21 protein-coding genes are annotated in these 24,736 nt (G+C 72.4%); 6 read left to right on the forward strand and 15 right to left on the reverse strand.

What is annotated here, in order from left to right; genetic code table 11:
- Positions 1-254: 254 nt before the first annotated feature.
- From EDF23_RS03060 to EDF23_RS03120, 13 genes are all read right to left on the reverse strand, one after another.
- A complete protein-coding gene (locus EDF23_RS03060) occupies positions 255-1,484 on the reverse strand; it encodes an LLM class flavin-dependent oxidoreductase (RefSeq protein ID WP_131920364.1) in 1,230 nt (409 codons plus the stop codon).
- Positions 1,481-3,127 carry an ABC transporter substrate-binding protein gene (locus EDF23_RS03065; RefSeq protein WP_243648789.1) on the reverse strand — a complete coding sequence of 549 codons (1,647 nt, stop codon included), beginning with the start codon at positions 3,125-3,127 and terminating at the stop codon, positions 1,481-1,483. Before EDF23_RS03065 ends, EDF23_RS03060 begins: the two co-directional genes overlap by 4 nt.
- Positions 3,124-4,761, reverse strand: a complete 1,638-nt coding sequence (locus EDF23_RS03070) for an ABC transporter ATP-binding protein (RefSeq protein ID WP_131920366.1) — start codon at positions 4,759-4,761, stop codon at positions 3,124-3,126. Before EDF23_RS03070 ends, EDF23_RS03065 begins: the two co-directional genes overlap by 4 nt.
- A complete protein-coding gene (locus EDF23_RS03075) occupies positions 4,758-5,651 on the reverse strand; it encodes an ABC transporter permease (protein ID WP_131920367.1) in 894 nt (297 codons plus the stop codon). Before EDF23_RS03075 ends, EDF23_RS03070 begins: the two co-directional genes overlap by 4 nt.
- A complete protein-coding gene (locus EDF23_RS03080) occupies positions 5,648-6,703 on the reverse strand; it encodes an ABC transporter permease (RefSeq protein ID WP_131920369.1) in 1,056 nt (351 codons plus the stop codon). Before EDF23_RS03080 ends, EDF23_RS03075 begins: the two co-directional genes overlap by 4 nt.
- The gene (locus tag EDF23_RS03085; RefSeq protein ID WP_131920371.1) at positions 6,700-7,722 is read right to left on the reverse strand and encodes an LLM class flavin-dependent oxidoreductase; all 1,023 of its coding nucleotides are present in this window, start codon (positions 7,720-7,722) and stop codon (positions 6,700-6,702) included. The genes EDF23_RS03080 and EDF23_RS03085 overlap by 4 nt, the downstream gene beginning before the upstream one ends.
- Positions 7,719-9,155 (reverse strand): NtaA/DmoA family FMN-dependent monooxygenase, encoded by a 1,437-nt coding sequence (locus tag EDF23_RS03090; protein WP_165900982.1) that lies wholly within the window; start codon positions 9,153-9,155, stop codon positions 7,719-7,721. Before EDF23_RS03090 ends, EDF23_RS03085 begins: the two co-directional genes overlap by 4 nt.
- The gene (locus tag EDF23_RS03095; RefSeq protein WP_131920372.1) at positions 9,152-10,357 is read right to left on the reverse strand and encodes an LLM class flavin-dependent oxidoreductase; all 1,206 of its coding nucleotides are present in this window, start codon (positions 10,355-10,357) and stop codon (positions 9,152-9,154) included. The genes EDF23_RS03090 and EDF23_RS03095 overlap by 4 nt, the downstream gene beginning before the upstream one ends.
- A 10-nt stretch (positions 10,358-10,367) precedes the next feature.
- Positions 10,368-10,739, reverse strand: a complete 372-nt coding sequence (locus EDF23_RS03100; RefSeq protein WP_123938209.1) for a carboxymuconolactone decarboxylase family protein — start codon at positions 10,737-10,739, stop codon at positions 10,368-10,370.
- Between the two features lie 280 nt (positions 10,740-11,019).
- On the reverse strand, positions 11,020-12,297 hold the full coding sequence (locus EDF23_RS03105) for an NtaA/DmoA family FMN-dependent monooxygenase (RefSeq protein WP_207895427.1): 1,278 nt from the start codon (positions 12,295-12,297) through the stop codon (positions 11,020-11,022).
- On the reverse strand, positions 12,294-13,139 hold the full coding sequence (locus EDF23_RS03110; RefSeq protein ID WP_165900983.1) for an LLM class flavin-dependent oxidoreductase: 846 nt from the start codon (positions 13,137-13,139) through the stop codon (positions 12,294-12,296). The genes EDF23_RS03105 and EDF23_RS03110 overlap by 4 nt, the downstream gene beginning before the upstream one ends.
- Before the next feature lie 171 nt (positions 13,140-13,310).
- Positions 13,311-14,531, reverse strand: coding sequence for an acyl-CoA dehydrogenase family protein (locus EDF23_RS03115; RefSeq protein WP_131920376.1), 1,221 nt, complete (start codon positions 14,529-14,531; stop codon positions 13,311-13,313).
- Positions 14,532-14,626: 95 nt separating this feature from the next.
- Positions 14,627-16,111 carry a reverse transcriptase family protein gene (locus tag EDF23_RS03120; RefSeq protein WP_131920378.1) on the reverse strand — a complete coding sequence of 495 codons (1,485 nt, stop codon included), beginning with the start codon at positions 16,109-16,111 and terminating at the stop codon, positions 14,627-14,629.
- A 62-nt stretch (positions 16,112-16,173) separates the two neighbouring features.
- Between EDF23_RS03120 and EDF23_RS03125 the strand changes: the two genes are divergently transcribed.
- Complete coding sequence (locus EDF23_RS03125) at positions 16,174-16,734, forward strand: histidine phosphatase family protein (RefSeq protein WP_131920380.1); 561 nt, start codon at positions 16,174-16,176, stop codon at positions 16,732-16,734.
- 180 nt (positions 16,735-16,914) lie between these two features.
- On the opposite strand, the gene EDF23_RS03130 is transcribed toward EDF23_RS03125, so the two are convergent.
- Both EDF23_RS03130 and EDF23_RS03135 read right to left on the reverse strand, forming a co-directional pair.
- The gene (locus tag EDF23_RS03130; protein WP_131920382.1) at positions 16,915-17,724 is read right to left on the reverse strand and encodes a DUF1684 domain-containing protein; all 810 of its coding nucleotides are present in this window, start codon (positions 17,722-17,724) and stop codon (positions 16,915-16,917) included.
- A 93-nt stretch (positions 17,725-17,817) separates the two neighbouring features.
- Positions 17,818-19,098 (reverse strand): ROK family transcriptional regulator, encoded by a 1,281-nt coding sequence (locus EDF23_RS03135; protein ID WP_165900984.1) that lies wholly within the window; start codon positions 19,096-19,098, stop codon positions 17,818-17,820.
- A gap of 134 nt (positions 19,099-19,232) precedes the next feature.
- On the opposite strand from EDF23_RS03135, the gene EDF23_RS03140 reads away from it, so the two are divergent.
- From EDF23_RS03140 to EDF23_RS03160, 5 genes are read left to right on the forward strand one after another with little or no spacing between them, the layout of a single operon-like run.
- Complete coding sequence (locus EDF23_RS03140) at positions 19,233-20,231, forward strand: sugar ABC transporter permease (RefSeq protein WP_131920386.1); 999 nt, start codon at positions 19,233-19,235, stop codon at positions 20,229-20,231.
- Positions 20,232-20,234: 3 nt separating this feature from the next.
- Positions 20,235-21,179, forward strand: coding sequence for a carbohydrate ABC transporter permease (locus EDF23_RS03145; protein ID WP_111085649.1), 945 nt, complete (start codon positions 20,235-20,237; stop codon positions 21,177-21,179).
- On the forward strand, positions 21,176-22,567 hold the full coding sequence (locus EDF23_RS03150; protein WP_165900985.1) for an ABC transporter substrate-binding protein: 1,392 nt from the start codon (positions 21,176-21,178) through the stop codon (positions 22,565-22,567). Before EDF23_RS03145 ends, EDF23_RS03150 begins: the two co-directional genes overlap by 4 nt.
- 39 nt (positions 22,568-22,606) lie before the next feature.
- Complete coding sequence (locus EDF23_RS03155) at positions 22,607-23,611, forward strand: Gfo/Idh/MocA family oxidoreductase (RefSeq protein WP_123292635.1); 1,005 nt, start codon at positions 22,607-22,609, stop codon at positions 23,609-23,611.
- A 44-nt stretch (positions 23,612-23,655) separates the two neighbouring features.
- Complete coding sequence (locus EDF23_RS03160; protein WP_123340474.1) at positions 23,656-24,678, forward strand: Gfo/Idh/MocA family oxidoreductase; 1,023 nt, start codon at positions 23,656-23,658, stop codon at positions 24,676-24,678.
- Positions 24,679-24,736 lie beyond the last annotated feature (58 nt).

The following is a 24,736-nucleotide window of genomic DNA, read 5'->3' on the forward strand; positions in this document are numbered from 1 at the left end:
CTCGTCGGAACATGCACGCGCACTCGATGCATGCGCAAGAGACGACGATCCACCTGGCGATCAACGGGTGGATCGTCGGAACATGCACGCGCACCGACCGCACGCGCACCGACCCCGAACGACATCGTCGACGTCGCACGACGACCACGGTGTCGCTCGTTGCATGCGCCACCGGTTGCACGCGCGCACGAACGACGAGCCCGATGTCGTGCGACATCGAGCTCGTCGTTCCGGGTCGACACGGACCAGTTCGGTCAGCGCACCCCGGCACCCACGCCAGCCCCGGCACGCGCAGCACCAGCACCGGCACCGGCACCGGCACCAGCACGAGCACCCGCACGCGCAGCACCAGCACCAGCACCCGCACCCCGCGCCGCCCACTCCGCCGCGAGCAGCTCGTACGAACGCACCCGGGCGTCGTGGTCGTGCGTGATCGTCGTCACCAGGAGCTCGTCCGCGCCGGTCGCCCGCTGCAGGACCTCGAGGCGGTCCGCGACGGCCGCAGCGTCGCCGACGAACCGGGTGGCGAGCCGATCGGCGACCGACGCCGCCTCTGCCGCAGCGAGCGGCGCAGCTCGTGCCGCGGACGGCGACGGGTACTCGATCGCCCCGACGCCGGAGCGGATCGAGTGCACCCACTCCGCGTACCCGAGCGACAGCTCCGCGGCCTCGGCCTCGGTGCGCCCGACGACGACGTCCGCCGACACGATGACGTGCGGTGCCTCGAGCACCCCCGGGCGGAACGCGTCGCGGTAGGCCTGCACCGACGCCAGGACCGTGCCGGGCGACGTGTGGTAGTTCGCGCCGTACGGCAGTCCGAGTGCTCCGGCGACCCGGGCGCTCTCACCGCCGGTCGACCCGTGGATCCACAGTTCGACGGACGCTCCTGCTGCCGGCGGCGCCTCGACCACGGTGCCGTCCCGCGACCAGGTGCCGGCGAACAGCGCCCGGATGAGCGACAGTTCGCCCTCGAACCGGTCGACGTCACCGGGGACGCGTCCGAGCAGCTCCCCTTGCAGGGCGAACCGGCTGCCCGGTGCGATGTGGAAGTCGAACGGTGCGGGCACGAGCAGTCCGTCGACGACCTCGTCCGAACGGGGCGCGAGCGACGGCGGCTTGGGGGTGCCGGGTGCCGGCGCCCCGGAGCGGCCGAGCCCGAGGTCGATCCGCGGCCCGTACAGCGCCGCGAGGGTGCCGAAGGTCTCGGCGATCTGCAGCCCGCGGACGTTGCCGACGAGCGTCGCCGCACTGCCGACCCGGATCGTCGACGTGGCAGCGGCGACCGCCCCGATCACGATGTTCGGCGCGCTGCCCGCGACACCGGGGTTGAGGTGGTGCTCCGCGAGCCAGTAGCGGGCGTACCCGGCACGTTCGGCAGCGACGGCCAGGTCGACGGTGCGGTGCAGCGCCGTGGCTGCGGACGACCCGGCGGTCACCGGCACCAGGTCGAGCACCGAGAGCGGGACGGAGCGAGCGGCGCTCACGAGGCGTCCTTCCACGCGCCGGTCAGCTGGTCGAGCCGGGTGTCGGCCCCGAAGACGATGCCGTGCACGTCCGTCGCCGGCGCGATGATGCTGGTGAGTTCGTGCACCGGGACGAAGTCGACCTGGGACGCGATGCGCTGCTGGATCTCCCCGAAGGTGGCCGACCGGTCGGACGCCGACGACTGCGACAGCTCCTTCGTGAAGAGCGCGTCGAGCGTCTTGTCCGATGCACCGATCGACTGGGCACCCGAGCTGGAGAACTTCGACCGCAGGACGTCGCCGTCTGCGCGCGAGCTGTTGTCCCACGACAGGTCCCAGTCGCCGCTCGTCAGGTTGGCGAGGTACTGCGGCACGGTCCCGCTCTCGAGCGTGACGCCGACGCCGACCTTCTTCAGCTCCTGCTGGATCAGCTCGAGGGACGTCTGGTTCGGTCCGAAGTTCGTGATCCAGACGAGCTTGAGCTGCAGCTTCGTGCCGTCCTTCGAGCGGATGCCGTCGGAGCCCTTCTCCCAGCCGGCGGCGTCGAGCGCCTTCTGCGCTGCGGCGGGGTCGTACGTGGCCGAACCCGACGACGTGGACGAACCCGACGACGTGTCCGCGTACCCGGGCGTCGTCGACCCGAGGACCGAGTCCGCGACCTTGAACAATTCGTTCAGCGAGGTGTCGCGGACCGCCTTCGGGTCGACGGCCTGTGCGATCGCCTTCCGGACTGCGAGGTCCGACACGATCGGCCGCTTCTGGTTGAACGTCAGCCCGAACACCTGGCCCGGGTTGGCGCGGGTGACGAGGTCGTACTGCGCCTGCAGGGTGTCGACGTCGCTCGGCTGCACGCTGCTGATCGCGTCGAGCTGCCCGGACTGCAGGCTGCCGGTGCGGACGCTCGCCTCGGGCACGACCTGGAACGTGACCTTCGACAGGTGCGCTGCCCCGGAGCCGCCGCGGGCTGCGGGACCCCAGTCGTAGTCCTTTCGCTTCGTCAGGATCGTGGACGTGTTCTTCGTGTACGACTGCAGCGTGAACGGTCCGGTCCCGATCACGGCCTTCCCGTCGGCGCGGTCCTCGAACGGGGTCTCGGTGGTCTTCGGGGCGACGATGCCGAGGGCGACCGACGACGTGGCGTTCGGGAACGCGGCGTTCGGCGCCCCGAATTCGACCTCGACCGTGTCGTCGTCGACGACCTTCGTCCCCTCGTAGCCGGAGAAGTACGCGGCGGCCGTGCTCGATGCGCCGGCCGAGGCGATGTCGTCGAAGGTGTCCCTGACGGCCGTCGCGTCGAACGCGGTGCCGTCCGAGAACGTGACACCGGAGCGCAGGTCGAACGTGAACGCGGTGGCGTCGGCGTTCGCCGAGTACTTCGTCGCGAGCCACGGCTTGAGCGAGCCGTCGGACGGGTCCTGCCAGAGCAGCGAGTCGACGAGCTGCCGCGTGATCGCGAGCGTGTCGTTGCCCGCGCCGGTACCCGTCGGGTTGAGCGTGATCGGGTCGTTCGCGATGGCGTACGTGAGCGAGCCGCCGTCGACGGGCTTCGACGACGAGGAGGTCGACGCGGTACCGCCCGACGAGCAGCCCGCCATGACCAGGGCCGCCGCGGTGCCGGCCGCGATCGCGGCCACCAGACGGAACGGGGTGCGGTGGGTGGTCATGAGACTCCTTCGGTGGTGGGGACGCGCCGGGATCGTCCCGGGATCGCGTCGAGCAGTGCGCGCGTGTACTCGTGCTGCGGGTCGTGCAGCACCTGCGCCACGTCGCCGTGCTCCACGACGCGGCCGCCCCGCAGGACGGACACCTCGTGCGCGATGCGACGGACGACGGCGAGGTCGTGCGAGATGAACAGGTACGAGACGCCGAGCGTCGACTGCAGCTCGGCGAGCAGGTCGAGGATCTGCGCCTGGACGGACACGTCGAGGGCGGAGACGGGTTCGTCGAGGACGATGAACGACGGGTCGAGTGCGAGCGCGCGGGCGATCGCCACACGCTGCCGCTGTCCGCCGGACAGCTCCGCCGGTCGACGACCGAGCACGGACGACGGCAGCGCGACGAGGTCGAGCAGCTCCGCCGCCCGAGCCGTACGGGACCGCCGCGTGCCGATGCCGAAGGCCGCGAGCGGGTCCGCGATCACCGCCCCCACCGACAACCGCGGGTGCAGCGCCGCGTACGGGTTCTGCTGCACGATCTGCGCCTGCCGCCGGTACGCCCGCAGCGCGGCACCGCGGGCTCCGCCCACGTCGGCGCCGTCGAACCGCACGCTGCCGGCGTCCGGGCGTTCGAGTCCGAGCACGAGGCGCGCGGTGGTCGACTTGCCCGACCCGGACTCCCCCACCAGCGCCAGGGTGCGGCCCCGCTGGACGGTCACGTCCACCCCGTCGACGGCGGTCACGCGGTCGAAGGACTTCCGCAGTCCGGTCGCGACGACGAGTGGGTCGGGGCGGTCGGACGGGAGGCCCGTGGCAAGTCCCACGGACGCGGTCAGGTCGTCGAGACTGGGCGCCGCTGCGATCAGTGCGCGCGTGTACGGCTCACGGGGCGCGCCGAGCACCTCGGCCGGGGTGCCCTGCTCGACGATCCGCCCCTCGGACATCACGACGATGCGGTCGGCCCGGTCGGCGGCGACCCCGAGGTCGTGCGTGATGAACAGCACGCTCGTGCCCCGTTCGGCGACGAGCCGGTCCAGGTGGTCGAGGATCGTCCGCTGGACCGTGACGTCGAGCGCGCTCGTCGGTTCGTCCGCCACGAGCAGCTCGGGGTCGCCGATCAGGGCGATCGCGATGAGCACCCGCTGCCGCATCCCGCCGGAGAGCTCGTGCGGGTACTGCCGCGCGCGGAGCTCGGGACGGTCGATGCCGGCACGGCGGAGCTCCTCGACGGCGCGTTCCCGGGCCTCGGCGTCGGTGGCGAGTCCGTGGATCCGGAGCACCTCGGCGACCTGGGTGCCGATCCGCGTCACGGGGTTGAGCGACACCGTCGGGTCCTGTGGCACGAAGCCGATCCGGACGCCGCGCACGGACCGCACCTGGCGGTCGGTCGCGGTGACCAGGTCGAGGTCCCCGGTTCCGTCGGCCGCCCCGGAGAGCCGCACCGTGCCTCCCGTCAGGTCCGCCCCTGCGGGCAGGAGCCGGAGGACCGCGTGCGCCGTCGTCGACTTGCCCGAACCGGACTCGCCGACGATGGCGACGCGCTCGCCGCGACCGACCTCGAGCGACACGCCGTGGAGCGCGGTGCGCGCGCTGCTCCCGCGGCCGTAGGTGACGGTCAGGTCCTGGATGCTGAGCAGGCTCATCGGACGGCCCTCCGTTCGGTGTCGAGCGCGCGGGCGACGCGGTTGCCGGCGAGCACCGTGACGGCGATCACCAGGCCGGGGATGGTCGTGAGCCACCACGAGGACGCGATGTAGTCGCGCCCGGTGGCGACGAGGGAACCCCACTCGGGCTGCGGAGGCTGCGCGCCGTAGCCGAGGAAGCTCAGGCTGGAGACGGCGAGGATCGCGGTGCCGAACTCGAGGGCGGCGAGCACCAGGACGGGACCGGCCGCGTTCGGCAGCACGTGCACGAGCAGGACGCGCCACCAGCGGTTGCCGTTCGCGCTCGCCGCCTCGACGTACGGCGCGGTGCGGACCCGGACGACCTCGGAGCGCATGATGCGGGCGATCGTGGCGATGCTCGCGACGCCGACCGCCACCGCGACGTTCACGGTGCCGAAGCCGAGCACGGTGACGATCGTCAACGAGAGCAGCAGGCTCGGGATCGCCAGTAGGACGTCGGCGACGCGCATCAGCACGGCGTCGACGACCCCGCCGATGAAGCCGGCGACGAGCCCGACGAGCGAGCCGCCGACCAGGCCGATGACGATCGCGAGGACCGCGGCCTGCAGCGTGAGCGCGGTGCCGTGCACGACGCGGGCGTACAGGTCGCGGCCGAGCTGGTCGGTGCCGAACCAGTGCGCGGCGTCGGGAGCGGTGAGCTTGGCGGCCGGATCGGCGGCGAGCGGGTCGTGGTGGGTGAGTGCTCCGGGCAGGAGCGCGGCGAGGACGACGAGGGCGAGCCAGACGATGGCGATGGTGAGCGTCGGACGGGCGACGAGCGCGCGGAGCGCTGTCGTCGTGCCGCCGGGGACGCGGTCGCTGACGAGCGACGCGGGGCGGCCGATGGCGAGCTGCGTGGTCTCGGTCATGCGGGGACCGCCTTCGGTTTGGTGGCGCTGGACGGGGTGGTGCCGGGCGGGGTGGTGCCGGGCGTCCCGCCCGGCGTCGCGCCAGGTGTCGCGCCGTCCTGGTCGCGGAGCTTCCGACGGCTGCCGGCGACGACGACGCGCGGGTCGAGCAGCGGGTACACGAGGTCGACGACCAGGTTCACGACGACGAAGACCGCGGCGGCGAGCAGCACGATGCCCTGCACGACGGGGATGTCCTGCTGCTGCACGGCGGTGGCGGTGACCCGGCCGAGGCCCGGGCGGGAGAACACCGTCTCGGTGACGACGGTGCCGGAGAACAGCTGCCCGACGATGAGTCCCGTCACGGTGAGTGCGGGCAGCGCGGCGTTCTTGAGCGCGTGCCGGAGCTGTACCCGCCACCGCCCGGCACCCTTGGCGTACGCGGTGTCCACGTACGGCTCGCGGAGCGTCTGGACGAGGGACTTCGACAGCAGCTGGGCGATCGTGGCACCGGTCGGCAGCGCCAGGGTGATCGCCGGCAGGACGACCGACGCTGGGCCCTCGCCACCGAACGCCGGGAACACGTGCAGCCCGAACGAGAACCACTGCACCAGCAGCAGCGCGAACCAGAACCCGGGGACGGCGACGCCGATCGGGGGCAGCTGGAGCAGGAACTGGCCGAGGGCCCGGTTCCGGGTCCACGTCGCGAGGACCGCGATCCCGCCGCCGAACACGATCGCGAGCACGAGGCCGGCGACCGCGATCTGGGCGGTCGGCGCGATCGCTTCGCCGATGACGTCGGCGACCGGTCGAGCGACGCCGATCGAGCGGCCGAGGTCGCCGGTGAGCAGGGCGCCGAGGTGCTGGACGTACTGCACGAGCACCGGCTGGTCGAGGCCGTACTGGTGCCGGAGCGCGTCGAGCTGCGCCGCCGTGACGTCGGTGGCGTCCGGGCCGACCATGATGCGGGCCGGGTCGCTCGGCAGCACGTAGAGGACGAAGAACGAGATCGTCCACGCCGCCCAGAGCACGAGCACGGCCTGGCCGATACGGGAGAGCACGTAGCGGGTCATGCAGCCACCGCCGTCCGGGCACGCGTCCACCCGAGCGCCGGTGCGACCTTCGCCACGACGTCCGAGACGATCTGCTCGTACTCGTCACCGGCGAACTCGTAGGGCAGCTCGACCCGGAACTCGTCGACCTCGGCGAGCGTGGCGTCGTGCACGAGCTGCTCGACGATCTGCTCGGCGGGCCCCACCAGGTCGGCCGAGAACAGGGTCCGCCGCGGTCCCTGGGGCGCGGTCTGCCGTGCGAGACGGGACTCGTACCAGGTGCGGTACCGCTCGCGCGAGACCCGGTCGGCCGAGTCGGTCGGTACGACGCACCGGCCCCAGGCCACGCGGGGCGTTCGCCCGGTCGGCAGCGCGGCGCGGTACGCCGCGAGCTGGTTCCGCTGGGCGGTGCCGTGGTCGTCGGTGCCCTCACCCGAGGTGAGGTTGCCGAGCAGCAGGTTGAGCCCGGAACTGCCGGCGAAGGAGGCCGACCGGAGCGACCCGCCGCCGTACCAGACCCGGTCGACCAGACCCGGGGCATAGGGCTGCAACCGGGGGCGCTGGACGTTCCCGGGGCTCTGGATGACGGTGTCGTCCGCGCCGAGGAACGCGCCGCGCAGGTTCTCCACGAACCGGGAGACCCGCCCGTACCCGCGGTCGAACGCGCGCCAGTCGCCGTCGAACACCAGGTCACCGAGGATCTCGGCGTGCGGCGACCCGGTGGACAGCCCGACCTGCAGCCGACCGTGCGCCAGGACGTCGGCGAGCGAGAAGTCCTCGGCCAGGCGGAAGGGACTCTCCCACCCGATCGGCACGACGGCGACGCCGAGCTCGATGGACGTGGTGCGCTGCGACGCCGCCGCCAGGAAGACCGCGGCCGAGCCGATGCCGTGCTCGAGGTGCCGGTGCCGGACCCAGGCGCCGTCGACGCCGAGCCGCTCGGCCGTGGCGAACAGGTCGAGGGTGGCCTCGAGACCGTCGGCTGGGGCGTCGTCCTCGAAGTTGCCGGGGACCAGGATCGCGAGGCTCGAGATCGTCACGCGAGCACCCCGGCGGACGCTGCCGCACGCGCCGGACCCGCCGCAGCGGCCGTGCGTGCGGCGGCCGAACGGTCGCGGATCGTGCCGGGCAGGTCGAGCGTCTGCCGGAGGGTCGCCCCCTCGTCGTAGGACTGCCGGTAGACACCGCGCTCCTGCAGCAGCGGGACGACCGTGTCGACGAACTCGTCGAGGCCGTAGGGGTTGGTGTGCGGCACGACGACGAACCCGTCGGTGGCGCGCTCCTGCACGTACCGGTCGATCTCGGCGGCGATGTGCGACGCCGTCCCGACGAACCCGCCGCGGGTCGAGGCGCGGATGACGAGGTCGCGGATGGACAGGTGCTCGGCCTCGGCCAGGTCCCGCCAGGACTGCACGAGCGCGGGGACGTCGCGGGTGTGCCGTGCGCGCCCGCGGGTGATCGCGCTGCCCTCGTAGTCGGGCTCGATCGTCGGCAGCGGGCCGTCGACGTCGTAGGACGACAGGTCGCGGTTCCAGACCTGCTCGAGGAACGCGATCGCCGTGGCCGGGCTGACCTGGGCGCGACGGATGGCGTTCGACCGTTCTTCGGCGTCCTCCGCCGACGACCCGATCACGAACGTCGCGCCGGGCAGGATCTGCAGCTCGTCCTTCGATCGTCCGACCCGTTCGAGCCGCTCGGTCACGTCGCGGTAGAACGCCTGCGCGTCGTCGAACTCGGTGTGCAGCGAGAAGATCACCTCGGCGTTCGTGGCGGCGAGGTCGCGCCCCTCGTCGGAGTCACCGGCCTGCACGATCACCGGGTGCCGCTGCGGACTGCGGGGCACCGGGAACGTGCCGGTGACGTCGAACTGCGCGCCGTGGTGGTCGACGTCGCGGATGCGCGACCGGTCGGCGAACACGCCGTTCGCCAGCGCGCCGCCCGCGGCGGTGCCGGCGACGACGGCGTCGGCCTGCCACGAGTCCCAGAGCTCGCGGGACAGCGCGATGAACTCGGCGGCCCGCGTGTATCGGTCGGCGTGGTCGAGGAACCCGCCGCGGCGGAAGTTCGCGCCGTGGAACGCGTCCGAGCTCGTCACGACGTTCCACCCGGCACGGCCGTCGGTCAGGTGGTCGAGCGTGGCGAGCTGCTTCGCGAGCTCCACGGGCTCGTTGAACGTCGTCTGCAGGGTGCCGACCAGACCGATGTGGTCGGTGACCCCGGCCAGGGCGGCCAGGACCGCGAGGGTGTTCGGGCGTCCGACGACGTCGAGGTCGTGGACGCGGCCCTTCTGCTCGCGGAGCCGCAGGCCCTCGGCGAGGAACAAGAAGTCGAAGAACCCGCGCTCCGCGTTGCGGGCGAAGTGCTCGAACGACGAGAACGCGATCTGGCTCTCGGCGCGGTCGTCGCTCCAGATCGTGGTGTTGTTCACGCCGGGGAAGTGTGCGGCGAGGTGGACCTGACGCTTGGTGCTCATGCTGAGACCTCCACGGAGACGGAACCGGCGGGTGCGGACGCGTACCGGCTGACCGCCGGGGCGATGCCGAGCCGCGTGCGCAGGTCGGCGGTGGGACGGGACGCCACGTCGGCGCGGAGCCCGGCGGTGACGAGGGCGGGGACGAGCTGCCTGGCGATGGCGGTGCTGTCGATCGGGATGCGCAGGGGGCGGAGCCGGACGCCGGCGAAGCCGATGCCCCGCAGGTCCCCGATCAGCGACACGAGTTCGGGCACCGTCGTCGCGAGCGCGGACGTGTCCGACCCGGAGCCGACGGCGTACGGGGCACCGGCAGCGGCGTCGAGCGCGGCGAGCTCGTCGGCCGCGGCAGCGGTCGAGGACCCGATCAGCACCGCGAGGTCGGCGAGGACCGGACGACGGACGTCCGACCCGGCCACCTGCTCGAGGTGACGGACCTCGTCCAACAGGTCCCGCGCCTCCCGTCCGTCGTAGCCGGGCGTGACCAGCACGACGTCCGCAGCGTCCACGGCGAACGCCGCAGCGTCGACGCGGTGGGCCAGGGCGAAGACCGGCGGCCGGCCCTGCGGCGACCGCGGCACGATCGACGCGCCGTGCACGGACAGGTGACGGCCCGCGTACTCGGCGTTGTGGATCCGGTCGCGGTCGATGAACCGGCCGGTCGTGACGTCGCGGATGATCGCGTCGTCGTCCCAGCTGTCCCAGAGGCGCGACACGACCTCGGCGGCCTCGCGGGCCTCGTCGAACAGGTCGGCGGCGGTGTCGCCGCCGAGGCGGCGGCCGAACAGGGCCGCCTCGCGGGTCGTCGGGCTCACCTGGATCCGCCACCCGGCTCGCCCGAGCGAGACGTGGTCGAGGGTCTGGAGGCCCGTGGCGACGTGGAACGGCTCGGTGTGCGTCACCGAGACGGTCGGCACCAGACCGACGGCGCGGGTCGCGGGGGCGACCGCGTTCGCGACGAGGAGGGCGTCGAGCCGTCCGACGACGGTCGTGGTGTCGAGGTCGTGGCCGGCAGCCGTCGGGCCCGCGGTGAACGAGTCCTCGATGGTGACGGCGTCGATGCCGAGCCGGTCCTGCTCGACGACGACGTCGCGCCAGTGCCGGAGGCTCGACAGGCGCTGCGCGGCCGGGCCGGCGACGCGCCAGGCGGCGGGGTGCCAGCCGGCGCCCTGCAGCGCGGTGACGAGGGTGATGCGGTCGGGCATGGCAGTCCTCCTAGTGGGTGTGCGCGGCGTGGTCGGCGGCGGCCGGGGTCGCGTCGGCGCCGAACTTGAAGCCGAGTCGGCCGTGCGCGAACCCGCCGCCGGCGCGGATCGCGGTGGCGACCCAGGCGGCCTCGGCGAGTTCGGCCTCGGTCGCACCGGCCGTCACGGCGCGCTGGCTGTGGCCGTCGATGCAGTAGACGCACTGCGTGGTGATGCCGACGGCGAGGGCGATGAGCTCGCGGTACTTCAGCGGGATCGCGCGGCCCTCGGCCTGGAACACCGACTCGTCGAACTGGACGAAGGCCTTGAGGATGTCCGGGGTCTGCTGCTTGTAGACCTTCGTGAAGGTCTTGTCCTGTTCGCGGTCGAGGTAGTCGGTCATGTCGGCGACGCTAGGGCGGTCGGGGCCCCGAGGCGACGGGTGTTGCGGACCGTGACCGGCGGTGTCGTCGTGTGACACGGTGCCGCCGGCCGGCCGTCACACGGCGTCACGCGGGGCGCGGGCGCGGCCGCGCGGCGGCGGCGGCGGTCGGCCGGCGGCGGCGGGGTCGGCCGGCGGTGCGAGGTTGATCACCTGGTGCGGGGCTGCAAGCCCGCACGGGGTGAACAACCTCGCACCGTGCGGCAGCGCGGCCGTACCGCGGACCGCGCACCGTGCGGCGTCAGAGCCCCCGGGCGCGCGCCGCGAACCGCCCGCGCAACGTCACGTCCTCGTACGACCGGTGGAACACCCCGCGGCGCTGCAGGATCGGCACGAGTTCGTCCACGACGGTCTCGAGGCCCCGCGGGAACTCGTCGATCATCAGGTTGAAGCCGTCGGCGGCACCGGTGCGGTACCAGTCCTCGATGGTGTCGGCGGCCTGTTCGGGCGTCCCGACCACGATCCGGGCGCCGTACCCGCCGAAGCCCCGCAGCACGTCCCGCAACGAGGTGTTGTTGGCCCGCACCCACCGCACGACCGTCTCGTGGTAGCCGAGCGAGGGCCCGTAGGTGACCGGGTCAACCTCGCGGTCCAGGATCACCGACGGGATCGGCGCGTCCGGGTCGAGCCCCGACAGGTCGGCGTCGAGGTGCGTCCCGAGCGCCCGGAGCGAGTAGCCGTCCGGCGCGAGGGCCTCGAGCTCGTCGAACCGGCGCTGCGCCTCGGCCTCGGTGCTGCCGAGCACGAGCGACAGTCCGGGCACGACGGCGACGTCGGCTGCGCTCCGGCCGTACGTCTCGGCAGCGACCTTGACGGCGCGTCGGTGCTCGCGGGCCGGTTCCGGCGTCAACTCGACGGCGAAGACGCCCTCGGCGACCCGCGCCGCCAGGTCACGACCGTGCGGCGATCCCCCGGCCTGGAACACGACCGGGTGCCCCTGCGCCGACGGTGGGACCCGGAGCACGCCCTCGAGGTCGAGGAACTCGCCGTGGTGCAGGACCGGCTTCCCCGTCGCAGCGGACCGCCAGAGCGCCGTCACCAGGTCGACGAACTCCCCCGCGCGGGCGTACCGCTCGGGCCGGTCGGGGTTCGTCGCGACACCGAAGTTGGCGGAGACCGAGCGGTCGTAGGTGGTGACGGCGTTCCAGGCGACGCGCCCGCCGGACACCGTGTCCAGCGACAGCAGCCGCTCGGCGACGTCGAACGGGTCGTTGTACGTCGTCGATGCGGTGCCGACCAACCCGAGGTGGCTCGTCGCGTCGGCGATCGCCCCGAGCGCCACGAACGGCTCGAGCAGTCCGTAGGCGCGGACGTTCGGGTCGCCGAACGCCGGGTGGTCGGCGAAGAAGACCATGTCGAGCAGGCCGCGTTCGGCGGTGCGCCCGAGGTCGCCCCAGAACGCCGCCGTGAGCAGGTCGGTCGGGTCGACGTCCTGGGTGCGCCAGGCCGCCGGACGCTGCCCGAACCCCTGCAGGTTCACGCCGAGGATCAGGCCGGCGTCGCCGCTTGCGCCCGTCACGCGGTCACCGCCGCGGCGTCCGGCACGGCCAGCCCGAGCAGGGCGCGGAGCGTCGGACGTGTCGGTCGTGTCGGTCGTGTCGGTCGCGTCGGTCGTGGAGGTCGCGTCACGGTCGACCGGGAGGCCCGGTGCGACTCCGCCCCGTCCGTCGCCCCCGGCAGCGGTGCGAGCGGGTGCGCCGCGCCCCCGAGCACGAGGTCCGCCCCGGGCACGTCGACGTCGTGCCAGACCGCGAGGACGGGTTCGCCCTGCCGGCTCGACGGCGTCGTGAGCGGTCCCCGGACGCGGTAGCCGTCCGGCCCGCCGTCGTGGTCGAGCGGTCGGATCCGGTCGGTGTGCGCGAAGACCCCCGACGTGCGGTCCCCGACGATGCTGTCGAGCGGCCAGGTGCGCCACAGCCCGCGGAGCACCCGGGCGAACTCGGCAGGGTCGTGCGGTGCGCCGGTGCTCGGGGCTCCGGTGCTCGGGGCTCCGGTGCTCGGTGCGCCGTGGTCCCGGGCGCCGACGACGATGCCCACCCGGCCGTCCAGGACGTGGTCGAGCGAGAGCACCCGACGGGCGACGTTGTACGGGTGCTCGCGGGTCGGTGCCACGGCGACGAGGAACCCGTGCTCCGGCAGGGCACGGCCGAGGGTGAGCGCCGCGGTCGTCGGGTCCAGCCGGTGGCCGGTGCTCGTCGCCGCGTCGAGGCGGTCGGTGCCGATCGCCACGACGGCGGCTCCGGAACCGACGATGCGGACCGCGAGTCGGGCGATGCCGCCGGGTGTGGCGGCCGCCGCGGCGAGGTCCGTGTCCGGGACGGCGACGACGAGTGGTGCGGGGGCGCTGGGCGCGGTGGTCACGGTGGTCCTCCCGTTCGAGGTGCGCAGAACGGCCCGCCACGGTCACCTCCCCAGCGTCCGTGGCGAGCCGGTGCACCGACCGTAGGTGCTCACCTCGGCACGCTGCACGCAGGTGTCGGCGGGTTGCGCCCCGTGACGGTCCGTTACGGCGGAGCGCTCAGCGGCCTGCCGTCAGCGGTCCAGCGGACTCGCGCCGTTGACGAGCAGGTCGGCGACGATGCGGCGCTTGTGCACGCGCGGGTTGTGCGACGCCAGGGTGCGGGCGTTCCGCCAGTGCCGGTCGAGGCCGAGCGAGCGGAACGTCCCCGAGGACCCGAGCGCGTCGAACACCAGCGTCGTCGCGTCGAGCACCGCGTCGGTGACGATGGTCTGCGCGCGCGCCACCGCGACCCAGCTGCGCTCGAGCGCCGCACGCAGCGCCGGGTCCGTCGACGCGTCCGCACCGGCCGCACGCAGGGCGGTGTGCCGGTCGACAGCCGCGTCCACCGGGCCGAGGCTCGCGGCGAACGCGGCGTCGGCGGCGTGCACCCGGGCGTCGACGGTGCCGATCACGCTCAACAGCTCCGGATCGTGGGTCGGATCCGCCGCGGTGCCGTTGTGGTGTCCGCGCGCCCGGGACCGCAGCGCCTCGACGCCCTCGCGCAGGGCAGCGCGGCCGATACCGACCAGGATCGCGTGCATCACGGTCTGGTAGTACTGCTCCTGGTACGGGTACCGGGTCGCGTACGGCAGCACCCGCTCGTCGGGCACCGGCACGTCGGTGTAGGTCACGCTCCCGCTGCCGGTGATCCGCTGGCCGAAGCCGTCCCAGTCGTCGCCGATCAGCACACCGGGGTCGGAAGCGTCGACGAGCGCGACGGACTTCGCGCCGGTGTCGTCGACCGCCAGCACCGTGATCCACCGGGCGTACACGCTGCCCGTCGAGTAGAACTTCCGACCGGTCAACCGCCAGGACCCGTCCGGGTCGCGGACGATCCGCGTGGTGAGGTCGACCCCGGTCGTGTTCGGCGACTCGCTCCACCCGCCGCCGACGAACTCGCCGTCGCCGAGCCGCGTGACGATCGCACGGTCGAACGCGGTGCCCTCGGCGTGCACGCGGTCCTCGACGAACGAGAAGTGGTTCCGCCACACGTGTGCCAGGTTCGGGTCGACCTCGGCGATCTCGGCGATCGCCCGGAAGACGTCGGACAGACGGGCACCGACCCCGCCCCACGCGACCGGCGTCCGCCACCGTGCGAAGCCGGCGTCGACGAGCCAGCCGAGCTGTTCCGTGGCGAGACGCTCCTCGCGTTCCCGTTGGCGGGCGTCGAGACCGATCCGCTCGATGACGGGCCGGAGCGGCGCGATCAGCGCGTCGTAGCGGTCGTCGGCCGGGAGCTCACTCGGACACATGGCGGCACGCTACCCAGGTGCGCGCGGCGAGCGGCAGGGCGACGCAACGCGGGGCAACCGAGCGCAACCGGACGTCACACGGTGCGCGGACGGCCTCACCACACGATGCGCGCGAACTCCTCGCGGAGCCGTCGGGCCCAGCCCGGGTTGACCTGCTCGACCCACCCGATGCGCCCGAGCAGGTGCGCCCGGAACTCCGGGTGTCCCGCACGGTTCTGCGAGGCCGGCCCGTGCACCGCGGCGTTGTGCAGGACGGCGTGCAGCCGGTCGACCTCGCGGCGCCCTGGTGAGGTCCGCTCGTTGACGACGACGCCCGTGACCGACTGCCGGACCCCGCGGCGCCGCACCCGGGTCTTCGACGGGTTGAGGCGGTGCCCTTGCTCGGTCACGATCCGGTCGACGCCCCGCAGGAACGCGTCCGGTCGCGCGGCCAGCTGGTCTCCCCCGCTGAACGTCAGGTCGTCGGCGTAGCGGGTGTACACCGCGTCGACGGCGCCGGCCCACCCGACCAGCCGGGCGTCGAGGTGCCGGAGCGAGGTGTTCGCCAGCGCGGGCGACGTCGGTGCCCCCTGGGGCAGGTGCGCCGTCGCCAGCGCCTGGCGGAGCGCGTGGCGCTCCTCCGGCGAGCCACCGGCGGGCATCGCGCTGAGCACGTGCACCGGAACCCGGTGGGTGCACAGCCCGGTCAGCACGTGCGCGAGCGGTTCAGCGAACCCAGCGGCCCGGAAGACGCCGTAGACCGTCGGGGCGCTGACGCTCGCGAAGAACGTCGTGAGGTCGGCGGTGACCACGACCTGCTGGCCGGTGTGCACGGCCGCTCCCGTGACGACGCTCCGGCCGGCCACGAACCCGTGCGCGGCGTCGTGCACGGGCAGCATCGTCAGGAGTTCGTCGAGGATCGTCCGTTGCGTGCGGCGGAGCATGTCCATCGGCTTCTCGAGCAGGCGCGGTGCTCGACCGGGTCGGGTGATCCACTCGTGTCGGTAGTGGTGGAGCGGGCTCGAGGGCCCGGAGCGACGGTTCCACGCGCGGGTGTCGGCGAGCCAGAGCAACCGGCCGACGGTGAGGTCGAGTGCCCGGGCGAGCTCGGGCAGGGTGTCGACGAGCAACGGACTCGCGGTCTCCGGACGGGCACGCACCGCGGTGGCCCGGCGCACGAGCACACGGACCGGCCGGCGGTCTTCGCGCGACCGGTGCAGCGCCACGAGCCGGGGTGCGACGGCGAGCACGGCGGCGAGCTGGCGCGGAGCGTCCACCGGTGGCCGGGGGTACGCCTCGAGCGCAGCCGCGACCGCGAGCCCGACGTACGCGCGCTCGACGCCGACGACCACGTACCCGGCGGCCGCCAGCTCGTCCGCCGCCCACCGCTCGGCCGTCAGGAACGCATCGGCCAGCGCCGCGGTGACGACGGAGAGGGGCGTGGGGTTCCCGGAGGACCTGTCGGTGCCTCCGTGCAGCGTCGCGCGCGGAGCGCGCTCGCCTGCTCGGGGCGTGTCGTCCTGCTGGTCCTGCGTGCCCCGGGGTGACCCCGGCGAGGTCGACGCGTCACGCGCGCCGGCCGCCTCCCCCGGGAACTCCACGCGCTCACCCTACGGCTGGCCCCCGACGCGCGCACCACCCCGGTCCGTGCCAGGATCGCCGGATGGTCTCGTACTTCCTGAGCCACGCCGAGGTCGTCGTGGAACCCGCCGAGCCGATCGAGTCGTGGGGGCTCTCCGCAGCGGGACGCGCACGCGCAGCGCGGTCGGGTCCGCTGGCCTGGGAGCCGGGCGTCCGGACACTCGTGTCGAGCACGGAACGCAAGGCCGTCGAGACCGCCGAGCTGCTCGGGGCCGCGGTCGGGCTCGTGCCCGCGCAGGATCCCCTGCTCGGCGAGATCGACCGCAGCGCGACGGGCTACCTGCCGCCGGCCGAGTTCGACGGTGTCGTCGACCGGTTCTTCGCAGAACCGACCCGATCGGTCCGCGGATGGGAGCGGGCCGTCGACGCCCAGGCCCGCATCGTCGGAGCGGTCCGGCGGCTCACTGCGGCGGGCGACGCGACCATCGTGTCGCACGGTGCGGTCGGGGCGCTGCTCCTCGCCGCCCTGACGGGAGCGCCGGTGTCACGCACGCTCGACCAACCCGGCATGGGCAGCGTGTTCGCGTTCGATGCGCGGGCGTGGCGGGCGACGACCACCTGGCAGCGCGTGCCCTCACGCTGACGCGCACGCCGACCGCCGACGCCGAACGACACCGTGGACGTCGCACGACATCGGCCCTGTCGCTCCCGCGCGGCTGCAACGACCCGCGCGCGCAACGAACGACGTCCTCGACGTCGTACGACATCGACCTCGTCGTTCGGCGTCGACCGGGCCGGGAGTGCGCGGCCCCAGCGACACCGGTCAGGCGGGCAGCCGCTCCCCCGCCTCGACCGCGACGTCGAGCCGGTTCTCGGCCGGCGGCAGCGGGCACGTGGCGTGCGCGGTGTACGCGCACGGCAGGTTCGTCGCGCGGTTGAAGTCGATCCGGGTCGCGCCGGCGGCATCCGGGGCGGCGATGTCCAGGCTCCGGTTCGCGGCGTAGGTCGTGACGCCACTGGTGCGGTCGGTGAACAGGACGTGCAGACCGTCGCCGTGCCCGTTGAACGCGAGGAGCGACCGCGGCCCGTCGAGGTCGAAGGTGAGGACGCCCGGCGCTGCGTACACGTGCTGCAGCCCGTCGACGACCGAGCCGACGGTGACCTCGCGCGGTTCGTCGAACGGTTCGAAGTGCGCGTCGACGACGAACCGGTCCGACGGCTCGTACGTCGGGGTGCCGGGGTACTCGGTCCGGGTCGGGTTGCCCGGGTGCCGGGGCCGGATGACGTCACTGCCGCCACGACGGGCGACCTCGATCACGACGATCTCGTCGCCGTCTTGCCACACGACGTTCGTGCTCGAGCGCTCGGGCAGTGGTCCGAAGCGGTGGGTACCGGTGACCTGCTGCCCGTCGACCGTGATGGTCTCGCCGTCCGCGAGCTCGACGACGGGTCCGTCCTCGCCCGTCGACCACGTGCCCGGAGCGTCGTCGAACCGCTCGGGCGTGCTCGTCAGCCACCGGATGCTCGTGATGGCGAGGAAGCCGTGCTCGCTCGCCCGGGCTCGTTCGTGGGCGTCGTGCCAGGCCGCCCACGCGGTGGCGGAGTCGGGTGCGGTCGGCGTCGTCGTGCTCATGCCCCCGACGCTACGACGCCCGGGCCGCGAACGCGACGTCCCCGTCGCGCGACGTCACGCGCACGGCCGACCCGACGCCCTGGACCCTCCCGCTCACCAGGGGTGGGCGATGCTGCGGACGTGCACCGGGCCTCCCGGTCGACGCCCCGTAGCGACGCCGGCGCCGCGGCCGACGGGGGCAGGCACGGCGAGGTCGGCCTGCAGCACCGCGCAGGCGGCGCCACGGGCCACCGAGGCCTCGCCGAAGGCGGTCGCCGCGACCGTCGGGAACGGTCCGTTCGGCAGGCGGACCGCGAGCCGCTCGCGGACGGCCGCGATGAAGACGTCGCCGCCGGCGAGGGCCGCGCTGCCACCGATCACGACGCGTGGCACGTCGAGCAGCTCGACGACGTGGGCGAGCGCGGATCCGAGGGCGGCGCCGGCCTCGGCGACGAGCGGCGCCGCGGACGGCGTCGCGCAGAGCCGCTCGAACGCGTGCCGGACGTCGCTGGCGCGGTCGAGCGGGATGCCCCTGGGGAGCAGCCCGGCATCGATCCCGCGCCGGACCTGCTGCAGGGGCTGGCAGGCTTCCCAGACCTCGGTCCAGCGGCCGTGCGCCTCGACGGGCATGCCACCGAACTCGCCGGCGTTGCCGGTCGCGCCGCGGACCACCTCGCCAGCGGCGACCGTCGCGGCGCTGATGCCGTGGCCGAGGAACACGGAGACCAGGTCGTCGGCACCGGCATCGGACCAGACCTCGCCGAGGGCGCTCGCGACGCCGTCCTTCTCGAGCCGCACGGGCAGACCCGTCCGGGCGGCGAGCTCGTCGGTGACCGGCAGCGACCACCAGGCGGGCAACTGCGCGGGGGTGCCCATCCGGACGCCGTCGGGGTCGATCGAGCCGGGGACGGCGAGGCCGATGCCGGCAGGGGCGGGCACGCCCGTGCGCGAGCGGGCCCGACTGCCGTCGCCGCGGACCCGGTGCACCGCCGCCGCCATCGTGTCGAGCGTCCGCGCCGGGTCGTCCGTCGCGTCCAGGTCGACGTGCTCGACGGCCAGCACGGCGCCGGTCAGGTCGGTGCGCACGACGACGAGGTGCGCCGGGTCGAGGTGGACCCCGATCGCCGACCGCGACCCCGCGACGACCTCGAGTCGTCGTCCGCCGCCCGGTGCTTCGCGCACGAGTCCCGCTGCCACGAGTCCGGCCGCGATGTTCGACACCGTCTGCGCGCTGAGCCCGGTCGCACGCATCAGCTCGGCGCGGGCGAACGGTCCCCGGCGACGGACGAGATCGAGCACCAGCGCACGGTTCTGGACCCCGACGCGCACGAGGTTCGTGCCGCCCGTTCTGCCCTGCACCACGGTGTCAGGAAGGGGTTGACGCGGCTCGGACATGGTCCCTAGCATCTCTGGTCATACGAATTTGTCAATCAATTGGATTGAAACCGCGACGGTGCGATCGGTTCGCCCGTCCGACGACGGATTCGCCCGTGCCACACCGGCGTGGCACGGGGTCGGAAGGGACGCTCGTGACGACGACCGCACGATCCGGAACCACTGCACCACCACGGACGCGCACGGGCGGTGACGTCGCGGTCCGTCGACGACCACGCGAGAAGCATCCGTGGACCCCGGCCGAGAAGCGCCGGCTGCGCGTCGGCATCGCGTTCATCTCGCCGTGGATCCTCGGCGTGCTGGTGTTCATCGCCTACCCCCTGATCTACTCGTTCGCGATCAGCCTGACCCGGTACTCGGGCATGGCCGACATCACCTGGGTCGGGTTCGCCAACTACGTCGCCGCGTTCATCGACCCGCTCGTGCACACCGCGGTCGGCAACACCCTGTTCTACGCCGTCATCGCGGTGCCCGTCGGGATCGTCATCGCCATCGTGATCGCCATCGCGATGAACCAGGACGTCCGCGAGATCGGCTGGTACCGGACGGCCCTCTACATCCCGTCGCTCATCCCGACCTTCGCGCTGGCGTTCATCTTCGTGGTGCTCGTCAACCCGCAGACCGGCCTCGTCAACCAGGTCATGAAGCTCGTCGGCATCCCGGCGACGAACCTGCTCGGCGACCCGACCACGGCGAAGCTCGTCATCGTCGCACTCGCGCAGATGGGGGCCGGCAACGCGGCGCTGATCTTCCTCGCCGGGCTGCGCGGGATCCCGAAGACCCTGTACGAAGCCGCTCGCGTGGACGGGGCCGGACCGATCCGGCAGTTCTTCGCGCTGACGCTGCCGCTGCTCTCCCCCGTGATCCTGTTCAACCTGATCACCGGCATCAGCAACGGCCTGCAGGTCTTCACCGAGGCGTACGTGATCTCGTCCGGCACCGGAGGACTCGGCAGCCCGGACAACGGGACCTTGTTCTACATGCTCTACCTCTACAAGAACGCGTTCAGCTACGCGCAGCTCGGGTTCGCCAGCGCCATGGCCGTGCTGCTGTTCCTGGCCGGCATGATCCTGTCCGGGCTCGTGTACTGGCTGTCCAAGCGCTTCGTCAACTACGACGTGACCGGGGAGTGACCGATGACACTGCGCACTGAACGACACCCGGACCGCGACACCGTCACCTCGTCGATCGAGTCCGTCCGGCCCCGCGGTCGCAAGGGTGCCGACGACCGCTCCCGGAACGCCGACGGCTCGATCCGCTCACCGTGGTCGTCCGTCCTCGCCCGCGTGCTCCTCATCGCGATGAGCCTGCTGTTCCTCATCCCCATCTACTGGATGGTCATCTCGGCGCTGAAGGGCAACTCCGAACTCGGCGCCTTCCCGCCCACCTGGTTCCCGCAGTGGCTCGACTGGTCGAACTTCGGCAAGGCGATCGACGCGATGCCGTTCTTCACGTTCTTCCGGAACACGCTCATCATCACGGTCTGCGTGACGCTCTTCTCGATGGTCTCGAACCTCGTGATCGCGTACGGGTTCTCGTGCCTCGAGTGGCGCGGCCGCGACAAGGTGTTCTACGTCGTGCTCGCCACGCTGTTCATCCCGTTCCCCGTCACGCTCATCCCGATGTTCGACCTGTACGCCCGACTCGGCTGGATCAACACCTTCCTGCCCCTGATCGTGCCGAGTCTGTTCGGGTCCGCGTTCTACGTGTTCCTGCTCCGGCAGTTCCTGCTGCAGATCCCGAAGGACCTGCTCAACGCAGCGCGGATGGACGGCGCCTCCGAGTGGGGCATCCTCTGGCGGATCGTCTTCCCGCAGGCCAAGGCGGCGCTCGTCACGGTCGGGATCTTCGCGGCGGTGGGTGCCTGGAACGACTTCCTCGGGCCGCTCATCTACCTGCAGGACGAGAACGTGCAGACGCTGTCCATCGGCCTGCAGATCTTCCGCCTCAACAACTCGCAGGACTTCCAGTTCAACCAGCTGATGGCGGCATCGGTGCTCATCATCCTGCCGCTCGTGGTCCTGTTCTTCGTGTTCCAGCGGACGTTCATCAAGGGCGTCCAGATCGGGAGCTTCAAGTGAGCAGCGCATTCGACCGACGAACGTTCCTGCGCGGTGCGGCCGCGACCGGCGGTGCGGGGGCGCTCGCGCTCCTCGCCGCATCGTGCGCCTCCGGCTCGAGCGGTCGGAGCAACCCGAACCAGGTCACGATCTGGGGTGTCACCGGCACGTTCGTGCCGTTCCAGACGAAGGTGATCAAGGACTTCAACAAGCTCCACCCCGAGGTGGACGTCAAGGTGAACGTCGTCCCGTCGCAGGGCACCGGCGACGCCACGAGCATCATCACGGCCGTGCGCGGCGGCACCGCCCCCGACCTGTGGCTCCTCGACCGGTTCAGTGCGGCGCAGTACGCGGCGATCGGGCTCATCGAACCGATCGACGACATGATCGAGGAGTTCGAGGACCAGCCGAAGGACGAGTTCCTGGCGCAGTGGCTCGGGTTCACGATCGGCGAGGTCAGCTACCAGGGCAAGACCTACGGCCTCCCCCACGACACCGACGCCCGCGGCATGTTCGTGAACCGGAAGATGCTCACCGGCGCCGGGATCGACCCGGACGAGTTCGACTGGGAGCACAACGGCCCGGTGAGCATGGACCGGATGTGGGACGTCAGCGAACGCATCACGAAGAAGTCCGGTGGCAACTACACCCACATGGGACTGCTCCCCTGGTACGGCGAAGGCTGGCCGTTCACGTGGGGGCTCGGCCTCGGTGCGTCGTACTTCGACCAGCAGGACTCGAAGATGACGATGGACTCGAAGAGCGTCCGCAGCATCTTCGAGTTCTACGAGGACTGGGCGAAGCGGTACGGCTACAAGGACGCCGACACCTTCATCGCGACCTACGAGCCGACCGGGCACCCGCCGGGACAGACCGCGTTCATGGCGGACCGGATGGCGTTCATGGTCAGCGTCCCCTCCACCATCCAGACCTTCGACAACTACGGCCCGAAGGACCTCGACTGGGGCACCGCGTACCTGCCGACACAGCAGGACGGCGGCGACAAGTACACGTGGTCCGGTGGCTTCGCGCTGTGCTTGCCGAAGGGCTCGAAGAAGAACAAGGCCGTGTGGGAGCTCATGAAGTACTTCACGAGCAAGCAGGGCCAGGAGACCTACATGGTGCCGGCCACGAGCGTGCCGTCGAACATCGCGGCGCTCAAGGACCCGAAGGGCTCCGCGAAGTCGATCCGCTTCTTCACCGAGTCGATCGGCGCGTCGACCTGCCGCCCACCGCTGCCCGTCGGCGGCGCGTGGTGGGACTCCCTCGCCGACGCGCGGTCGAGCGTCCTGCTCGGCACCGCGAGTCCGCAGGAAGCCGTCGAGCGGGCGCAGAACCGCGTCGACCCGATGATGCAGACCTACTCGCCGTTCAAGTTGCCGAAGGACTACGACAAGGTCCGGATCTGAGCAGGAACGCTCTGGTCACCCACCACGAAAGGAACACACATGCCCTCCACCCCCTTGCGCGTCGCCGTCCTCGGCTTCTGGCACGTCCACGCCGGCGACTACGCGCAGCAGACCGTCGACCACCCCGGCACCGAGCTCGTGGCCGTCTGGGACGACGACACCGAGCGCGGCCGAGCCGGCGCCGAACGGTTCGGTGTCGAGTACACCGACGACCTCGATGCGTTGCTCGCCCGCACCGACGTCGACGCCGTCACCATCACGACCTCGACCGACGTCCACCGCGACGTGATCGAGCGCGCGGCAGCGGCCGGCAAGCACGTCTTCACCGAGAAGCTCCTCGCCCCCACCGTCGAGGAGTGCGACGCGGTCATCGCCGCCTGCGACGCGGCCGGGGTCACGCTCGTGGTCTCGCTCCCGCGGCTCTACCACGGCTACACGGCCGCGATCCGGCGCGAGCTCGACGCGGGCCGCCTCGGCGACGTCACGTACTCCCGTGTCCGACTCTCGCACGACGGTGCCGTCGCACCGTGGCTGCCGGAGCGCTTCTTCGACCCGGCGACGGCGATCGGCGGCGCCCTCACCGACCTCGGCTGCCACCCCGTCTACCTGACGCAGCTGTTCCTCGGCGCCCGCCCCGACACCGTCGAGGCCGTCTACCGCTCCTACACCGGCCGCGCGGTCGAGGACCACGCCGTGGTCACCGTCGGCTACGCCTCGCAGGCGATCGGCGTCATCGAGGCCGGCTTCGTCGCGGGCACACCGTTCACGATCGACGTGGCCGGCACCCGGGGCTGGCTCGCGTACTCCGACCAGGAGGCCCGGCTCACCGCCGGCGGACCGGCCTACGGCGACGAGCCGGTCACCCTCGACGTCCCCGCCGACGCCCAGGACGCCTTCGGTCAGTGGGTGGACCACATCGCCGCCGACACGCGTGCCGACGACAACCTGGCCCGCGCCGTCGAGCTCACCCGCCTGGTGGTCGCCGCGAACGACGCCGCGGGTCAGCCCGCGACCAGTGACGCCCTCGTCGGCGCACCCGCCTGACCGTCCCAGCAGTCCAGCACCTCGAACCAACCACAGGAGTCACCATGTCCAGCGACATCATCCGCGTCGGCCTCATCGGCGGGGGCGGCATCGCGTCCGCGCACATCGCCGGCTACGCCGAGCACCCAGACACGATCCGCATCGCCGCGGTCGCCGACGCGTTCGCGGCCACGGCCGAGGAACGCGGGGCGGAGCTCGGCGTCCCGTTCTTCACCGACTACCTCGCCATGCTCGAGCAGGCGGACATCGACGCCGTCGACATCTGCCTGCCGCACCACCTGCACCGCGACGCGATCGTCGCGGCGGCGAAGGCGGGCAAGCACGTGCTGTGCGAGAAGCCGCTGTGCCTGAGCCCCGACGAGGCCGCCGACGTGCAGCGCGCGGTGTCCGAGTCCGGCATCACCCTGATGTGCGCGCACAACCAGCTGTTCATGCCCGCGGTCGCCAAGGCCAAGGAACTCATCGACGGCGGGGCGCTCGGAACCGTCTACGAGGTCCGCACCACCGACTCGTTCCGCAACGAGTTCGACCCGTCGAACATGGGCTGGCGTGCCCACGCGTCGACGAGCGGCGGCGGTGAGCTCATCGACACGGGGTACCACCCGAGCTACCTGCTCATGCACCTGGCCGGTGGCGTCCCCGTGCAGGCCACCGCGATGCTGTCCACGCACCGGCTGGCGTTCATGGAGGGCGAGGACTCGGCGCAGGCCCTGTTCCGCTTCGACAACGGCGCCGTGGGCCAGCTCGTGACGAGCTGGGCGTACGACCCGGCCGCCGGCACCGAGCGGTTCAGCGTCGTCGGCGAACACGGCGCCCTGACGAGCGACGGCACGACGCTGCGGTGGGACCTGCGCGACGGCACGAGCGAGTCGGTCACCTTCGACGAGGTCGACACCTTCGCGGCCGAGATCGGCGCGTTCGGGGCGTGCCTGCGCGACGGTACGCGGCCGATCCACACGGAGCGCGAGGGCATCGCGGTGCTCGGCATGATCCTGGCGGCGTACGAGGGCGCCCGGACGGGGACGATCGCCCCGGTGCTGACGGCGGACGAGACCGTCAGCGCCTGACCCGCGCGGATCGCGCACCCGTTTTGCGACGAACCACGAGTCGTTCGACGCGTGGTTC

Source organism: Curtobacterium sp. PhB128 (assembly GCF_004340725.1).
Taxonomy (GTDB): Bacteria; Actinomycetota; Actinomycetes; order Actinomycetales; family Microbacteriaceae; genus Curtobacterium.